This window comes from Phytohabitans sp. LZ39 (genome assembly GCF_059359075.1).
In genome coordinates this window covers 301,892-308,186 of the sequence record NZ_JCADBM010000011.1, presented here as the reverse complement: position 1 = coordinate 308,186, position 6,295 = coordinate 301,892, and the positions used below count along the sequence as shown (strand labels likewise).

At 72.4% G+C, this 6,295-nt stretch carries 6 protein-coding genes and 1 pseudogene; 2 read left to right on the top strand and 5 right to left on the bottom strand.

Translation table 11 applies throughout. From position 1 onward, the window contains the following. A pseudogene (locus AC5L36_RS22780) lies at positions 1-112 on the top strand (IS481 family transposase); the annotation flags it as partial. A gap of 396 nt (positions 113-508) precedes the next feature. After that, positions 509-1,108 carry a hypothetical protein gene (locus tag AC5L36_RS22775; RefSeq protein ID WP_441218767.1) on the top strand — a complete coding sequence of 200 codons (600 nt, stop codon included), beginning with the start codon at positions 509-511 and terminating at the stop codon, positions 1,106-1,108. Here the strand turns inward: AC5L36_RS22775 and AC5L36_RS22770 are convergent. The 5 genes from AC5L36_RS22770 to AC5L36_RS22750 form a co-directional block, all read right to left on the bottom strand. Then, positions 1,098-2,657, bottom strand: coding sequence for an MFS transporter (locus tag AC5L36_RS22770; protein WP_441218765.1), 1,560 nt, complete (start codon positions 2,655-2,657; stop codon positions 1,098-1,100). The genes AC5L36_RS22775 and AC5L36_RS22770 overlap by 11 nt on opposite strands. Before the next feature lie 30 nt (positions 2,658-2,687). After that, the gene (locus AC5L36_RS22765; RefSeq protein ID WP_441218763.1) at positions 2,688-3,767 is read right to left on the bottom strand and encodes a Gfo/Idh/MocA family protein; all 1,080 of its coding nucleotides are present in this window, start codon (positions 3,765-3,767) and stop codon (positions 2,688-2,690) included. Beyond that, the gene (locus AC5L36_RS22760) at positions 3,737-4,444 is read right to left on the bottom strand and encodes a ThuA domain-containing protein (protein ID WP_441218761.1); all 708 of its coding nucleotides are present in this window, start codon (positions 4,442-4,444) and stop codon (positions 3,737-3,739) included. Before AC5L36_RS22760 ends, AC5L36_RS22765 begins: the two co-directional genes overlap by 31 nt. Beyond that, positions 4,441-5,241, bottom strand: a complete 801-nt coding sequence (locus AC5L36_RS22755) for an inositol monophosphatase family protein (RefSeq protein ID WP_441218759.1) — start codon at positions 5,239-5,241, stop codon at positions 4,441-4,443. The genes AC5L36_RS22760 and AC5L36_RS22755 overlap by 4 nt, the downstream gene beginning before the upstream one ends. A gap of 264 nt (positions 5,242-5,505) precedes the next feature. Next, a complete protein-coding gene (locus AC5L36_RS22750; protein WP_441218757.1) occupies positions 5,506-6,294 on the bottom strand; it encodes an alpha/beta fold hydrolase in 789 nt (262 codons plus the stop codon). Position 6,295 lies beyond the last annotated feature (1 nt).

Below are 6,295 nucleotides of genomic sequence, written 5' to 3'. Positions count from 1 at the left end.
CCGCGCCGCCTTGCCCCACTGGCTCCACATGTACAACCATCACCGACACCACACCGCCATCGGCGGCCCACCCGCCAGCCGCGTACCCAACCTCTCCGGACACAACATCTAGGAGAGTTAGGGCGCTATTTCAACCCTAGGTCTCCTAGATTTCGAAGTCTCGACCCCTGGGCTGGTTACGCCGCGTCAGGATGGCCCAGGTAGGGCCCGCGAAGACCCCTCTCGGGGCTTGTCCCGCGGACCTGGCAGTGGACGGCCGGGGATTTCGGCGAGCCCTGGCGAGCCGCCGGCCGGGAACGGTGCCCGCGGGAGCATACGGCCTACAGCTGACGCGGACATGGGCAAATATGCCTCTAAGCAACGCCACGACGGGCGGTGACCCTGACCCCGAAGGGCCTCTAGGAGACCCCTGATTAATGCGGACAGTGTCTTCAAGAAGGCCCTGACCCGAACCCCTCTCCAGCCGTGTCGCGGTCGAGGAAGAGGGCGGCGCGGCATGATGTGGGCTATGGGTGGCGTGCTGGCGGGGTTGGCGGCGGGGCGGCGGGAGGAGCTGCTCGACGACCTCAACTACCTCAACCTGGGGGAGATCCGGGCGTTCTGCGAGCGGCACGCCATCCCGTACCGGATCGTCGCGGGGGCGAAGGTCACGCGGGACACCGACCGTAAGCCGGTGATCCTGCGGCGGGTGCGCCATTTCCTGACGACCGGGGAGGTGCTCGGCGCCACGCGGCTGGCGGCGGAGATCGTGCGGCCGGGTGGGCCACCGGCGGAGTTGCGGGAGTCCGACCGGCTCTACTACCGGTGGTACAACAAGACCTACGAGCCGGTGACGCGGCTGCTGGCCGAGCTGACCGGCGGGCGGTTTCGCGATGGCGCGCTCGCCCGCGTGCTCGTCATGGAGTTCTGGACGGCGGGGGAGGCGCCGACGTTCCGGGAGTTCGCCGACGCGTGGGTCGCGGCCGACGACGAGCCGCGCCGGCTGCTGTCCGATGAGTATGCGTACCTCACCGATCTACAGCGCGGCGCGGCCGGTCCGGACTGGAAGCTCGAGCGCCGGCGGCGGGCCGAGCGCTTTCTGTCCACTATGGACACGCTCACCGGGTAGCCGCGACCGGTACCCGATCCTCGGTCTCCTCGGCGACCACCTCGACCGGCGCGGGCTGGTCGGCGCGGCGGAGGACGGCCAGGCAGACGGCCGCGAGCGTCACGAAGATGGCCGCGCCCACGCCGCTCACCACGTTCAGGCCGGAGGTGAACGCGTCCTGGGCCAGGTCGAGCAGGTCGGCCCGCTGGGTGGCGGTGGCCGCGACCGCCAGGCTCTCGTTCATCGCCGCCGCCAGGTCGCTCGGCAGGCCGGTGGGCAGGCCGTCGGCGACCTCGCCGCGGTAGACGAACGTGGCCAGGCTGCCCAGGGTGGCGATGCCGACCGCGATGCCGAACTCGCCGCTGGTCTCCATCACCGCGGCCGCCGAGCCGGCCTTCTCCGGCGGGGTGGCGCCCATGATGATGTTCGCGGTGAGGGCCATCGGGAGGCTCATGCCGGCGGCGGCGAGCGCCAGGCCGCCGATCAGCCAGGTCACGCCGTCCTCGGTCGGCACCCGGGCCATCATGACGAAGCCGGCGGCCGAGATGACCAGGCCGGCCGCGACCACGCTCGACGTGCGGAAACGCTGGGCCAGCCGCGGCGCGATCTGGAAGCCGGCGATCATCGCGATGTTCTGCGGGATCAGCCACAGACCCGCGGTCAGCGGCGAGAAACCCTCGACCAGCTGGAGGTACATGGAGGTGACCAGGCTGACGCCGGCCATTACCAGGCCGCCGAACCACATGGTGGACAGCGCGGCGCTGAACCTGCCGTTCGTGAACAGCCGCAGGTCGAGCAGCGGGTGCTCCAGCGTGCGCTGCCGCCGGACGAACGCCACACCGAACGCGATGCCAGCGGCGGTCGCGGCCAGGGCGGTGGTGTGCAGGCCGTCGCGGGCGATGCTCTTCAGGCCGTAGATGACCGGCAGGATCGCGGCCAGCGACAGCGCCACGCTCGCCATGTCGAGGCGGCCGGCGTGCGCGTCGCGGTACTCGGGCAGCACGACCGGGCCGAGCACGAGCAGCAGCACCATGACCGGGATGCCGAGCAGGAACGCCGAGCCCCACCAGAAGTGCTCCAGCAGCGCGCCGCCGACCAGCGGCCCGACCGTCATGCCGCCCATGAAGCAGGCGAACCAGATGGCGATGGCCTGGCCCATCTGCTTGGGGTCCGGAAACATGTTGCGGATCAGGGCCATCGTCGACGGCGCCAGCGTCGCGCCGGCCACGCCGAGCAGGGCGCGGCTCGCGATGAGCATCTCGGCGCTGGTCGCGTAGGCCGCCGCGACGGAGGCCACGCCGAACGCGGCCGCACCGATCAGCAGCAGGCGCCGGCGGCCGATGCGGTCGCCCAGCGTGCCCATCGTGACCAGGAAGCCGGCCAGCAGGAACGAGTAGATGTCGAGGATCCACAGCTGCTCGGTGCTCGACGCGCCCAGGTCACGGCTCAGGTTGGGCAGCGCGAGGTAGAGCACGCTGACGTCCAGGGACAGCAGCAGGGTGGGCAGGGCCAGGATCGCGAGGCCAAACCAGGCGCGGCGGGTCGCCGTCTCAGCAGTCGATGTGTTCATGCCCGGTATGACGGACCGGGCGCGGCAAACTCATCGGACCGGATGGGTGAGCGGCACCGGCGCGGGGCGTTCCACGGTGGTGGTGAGGTTGATCCGGCGCCCCTCGGCGGCCGAGTCGAGCAGCGCGGTCATTACCTCCAGCACGTGCAGGGCCAGCTCGCCGCTCGCGCGGCCGTCCGAGGTGACGAGGTCGACCAGGCCGACGCCGCGGCCGGCGCCCACGTAGCCGGCGGAGGGCTTGAGGGGGCGCCATTCGCTGCCGCCCAGCTCGAACAGGCGGGTCTCGCCCTCGAAATGGTTGGGGTCGGGGACGGACAGCGTGCCGGTCTCGCCGTGCACCTCGATCGGCACGGCGGCCGTCTCCACGCTGTCGAAGCTCGTCGTGATCGTGGTGAGCGCGCCGTTGGCGTGTTCGAGCACCCCGCTGACGTGGCTGTCGACCTCGACCGGGATCCGCTCGCCGGCACGCGGCCCCGAGCCGATGACCCGCTCCCCGCGCAGCCGGCTCGCCGCGCCGGTCACCGCGCGGACCGGGCCGAGCAGGTGGACCAGCGCCGTGATGTAGTACGGCCCCATGTCCATCAGCGGGCCGCCGCCGGCGACGTAGTAGAAGTCGGGGTTGGGGTGCCAGCGCTCGTGGCCGGGCGTCACCATCACGGCGGACGCGGCGATCGGGCGCCCGATCAGGCCGGCGTCGACGGCGGCGCGCGCCGTCTGGATGCCCGTACCGAGCACCGTGTCCGGGGCGCATCCCACCCGCAGGCCGGCCGCGACGGCCGCGTCGACGATCGACCGGCCGCCCGGGAACGTGACCGCGAGCGGCTTCTCCGCGTACACGTGCTTGCCCCCGGCGATCGCGGCCAGCGCGATGTCGGCGTGCGCCGCCGGGATGGTCAGGTTGAGCACCGTGTCGACGCCCGCGCCGTCGAACAGCCGCTCGACGCTCACCGCCTCCACCCCCGGGAACTCGGCCGCGACCGCCTCGGCCCGGGCGGCGTCGAGGTCGGCCACCGCGGTCACGCGGACGTCGGGGTGGCCGACGAGCGTGTTCAGGTACTGCCGGGAGATGACGCCGAGACCTACGATGCCGACGCGGTGCGGCTCGCCCACAGGATGCCCCTCTCGATGACGGTGCGCACGCTCGGGTGCTCCAGCACGTCGAGGCTGTGCCCCGGCGTGGTGACGACGACGCGGCCGGCGCCCCAACGCCGGGTCCAGATCGCCGGCGAGGTGATCGGCCGGTGCCAAGGGTGCCACGGCTGGGTCGGGTGGGTGGTGGTGGCCAGCACGTCGATCAGGTCGTCGTGCAGCACCCAGTACTGCTCGGTGACCAGGTCGAAGTCCTCGACACCGGCGGTGACCGGGTGCTCCCGGCCCAGGGCGGTGAGGTTCACCGTGTACGGCAGGTAGTTGTCCTCCTGCCCGCCCTGCCGCTCGCACGGCTCCTTGCCCGGGTGGGTGGCGAACTGGCCGCCGACCAGCTGGAGGTAGTCGGAGGAGGCGCGGTAGGAGTCGACGATGCCGCCGTGCCAGCCGGTGAGGCCGGTGCCCGCCTCGACCGCCGCGCGCAGACCGGCCACCTGGTCGCCGGTGATCTCCGACATCGTCACGCACTGGAGGACCAGGTCGGTGGCGGCCATCTCACCCGCGTCGGCGTACACCTCGGGTGACTCCTCGACGCGCACGGCGTAGCCGGCGCGTTCCAGGAACGGGATGAACATCTCGGTGGCCTTGACCGGCTGGTGCCCTTCCCACCCGCCGCGGACCACGAGAGCCTTCAACGTCACGGTCGACCCCCTCGAAACTGCTTGGCGACGAGCGCGAGCAGCGCGTCGTGCGTCTCTTGGTCGGCGGCGGCGAGTAGGCCGCCGGCGCCCTCGCCGACCGGCTCCCCGCGCAGGCCGGTGACCACGCAGCCGGCCGCCCGGCAGATGGCCACCGGGGCGGCGAAGTGCACGTTGTCGGTCAGGTCGCTGTCGCTCAGGTACGCGGCCCGGCGCCCGGCCGCGACCCACGCCAGCGCCAGCGTCGTCGACGTTACCCGCACCCCGAAGCGCTGGGTGAACGCCAGGTCGCCGAGCAGCCGCACCGCGCGGAAGCCGGGCCCGTTGGCGAACGGCGGATCCAGGTCGACGTCGACGAGCGGGACGGTGGCGGTGGGCGTGAGTGGGTTTTGGTCTTGGCCTCGGCGTATGCGCGCCGTGGTGCCGTCGGTCCAGAAGACCTCGCCGCTGAACGGGTCGGCCGACGCCGCCGCGGTCACCTCCCCGCCGGTACGCAGGGCGACGTTGACCGAGGCGAGCGGGGTGTGCGCGGCGAAGTTGAGCGTGCCGCAGAGCGGGTCGACGAGCCACACCCGGCCGGTGCCCGGATCGCCCGCGCCGCCGGACTCCTCGGCGAGCACCGCGTCGTCCGGGCGGGCGGCCCGCAAGACGTCGAGGATCGCTTTCTCGGAGTCGAGGTCGGCGGCGGTGGCGAAGTCGTTGCCGGACTTGACGAACCGGTCGAGCGGCTGGCCGAACCTGGCCCGCACCACGGCCGCACCCGCCTCCGCCGCGGCGATGGCGAGCTCCGCGTCAGACATTCGTAGATCATATCCGGCGCCCCGGGCCGAGGGTTGGGTGGTCCAGGTTCTGGACCTCGACCGCGGCCGACGGTTGATCAGCGGGGGGTGGCGCGCGGCACCGGATCATCCACCGCGGACACCGGACCGTCCGCCTCGCCGCCGACCGGCTACCGGAGCTCGTCCCACCCACCTATGTGGACCCGCGGCAGGAGCGATCTCGGGGGTGGGGGAGGGAGACGGAGGGGGCCGGCCACCCCGGCCGGCCCCCTCCAACCCCTCCCGTCAGGACCGGGCGGCCGCGACGATCACGTCGGCCGCGGCGTCCGGCCGCGACATCATCGCCACGTGCGAGGCGTTGACCTCCCTGGTACGGGCACCGGCGCGCTCGGCCATGAAACGCTGGGCGGCCGCCGGGATCACCTGGTCCTGCTTGGCGACGAGGTACCACGACGGGATCGCCTTCCAAGCCGGCGGGCCGGACGGCTGCTGGAGCGTGGCCAGATCGCCGGGGCGCTGGGTGGCCGCCATGACCGCCGTCGTGCTGGCCGGCAGGTCGGCCGCGAAGACCTCCCGGAAGACGCTCGCCTTGATGTAGCCGTCGAAGGTCTCCGGGCCGGTGGGCCGGATGTCGAGCGCTTCCAAGCCGAGCCGGCTGCCGGGAAACTTCGTCTGTAGCGCGACGAGCGGCTCACCCTGGTCGGGTGCGAACGCCGCGATGTACACCAGCGCCTTGACGTTGGGGTTGCCGGTGGCCGCGTTGGTGATGACGATCCCGCCGTACGAGTGTCCAACCAGGACGATCGGTCCGCTGACGCTCGCCAGCACGCTGGCGATGTACGCCGAGTCCGACGGGACGCCGCGCAGCGGGTTGGCCGGCGCGATCACCGGGTAACCCTTGCGGTGCAGGCGCTTGACGACCTCGCCCCAGCCGGAGGCGTCCGCGAAGGCGCCGTGCACGAGCACGACAGTCGGCTTGGGTCCGTGCGAGCCCGTCGCCGCGGACGCCGCCGGCGTGGCCAACAGGCCGGTGGCGGTCAGCAGCAGCACGAGCGCGGTCACGAGTCTTCTCATG

Excerpts from the sequence above, each read along its gene's own strand:
- AC5L36_RS22750 (WP_441218757.1), bottom strand. The coding sequence starts at position 6,294 with ATGAGAAGACTCGTGACCGCGCTCGTGCTGCTGCTGACCGCCACCGGC.
- AC5L36_RS22755 (WP_441218759.1), bottom strand. The coding sequence starts at position 5,241 with ATGTCTGACGCGGAGCTCGCCATCGCCGCGGCGGAGGCGGGTGCGGCC.
- AC5L36_RS22770 (WP_441218765.1), bottom strand. The coding sequence starts at position 2,657 with ATGAACACATCGACTGCTGAGACGGCGACCCGCCGCGCCTGGTTTGGC.
- AC5L36_RS22775 (WP_441218767.1), top strand. The coding sequence starts at position 509 with ATGGGTGGCGTGCTGGCGGGGTTGGCGGCGGGGCGGCGGGAGGAGCTG.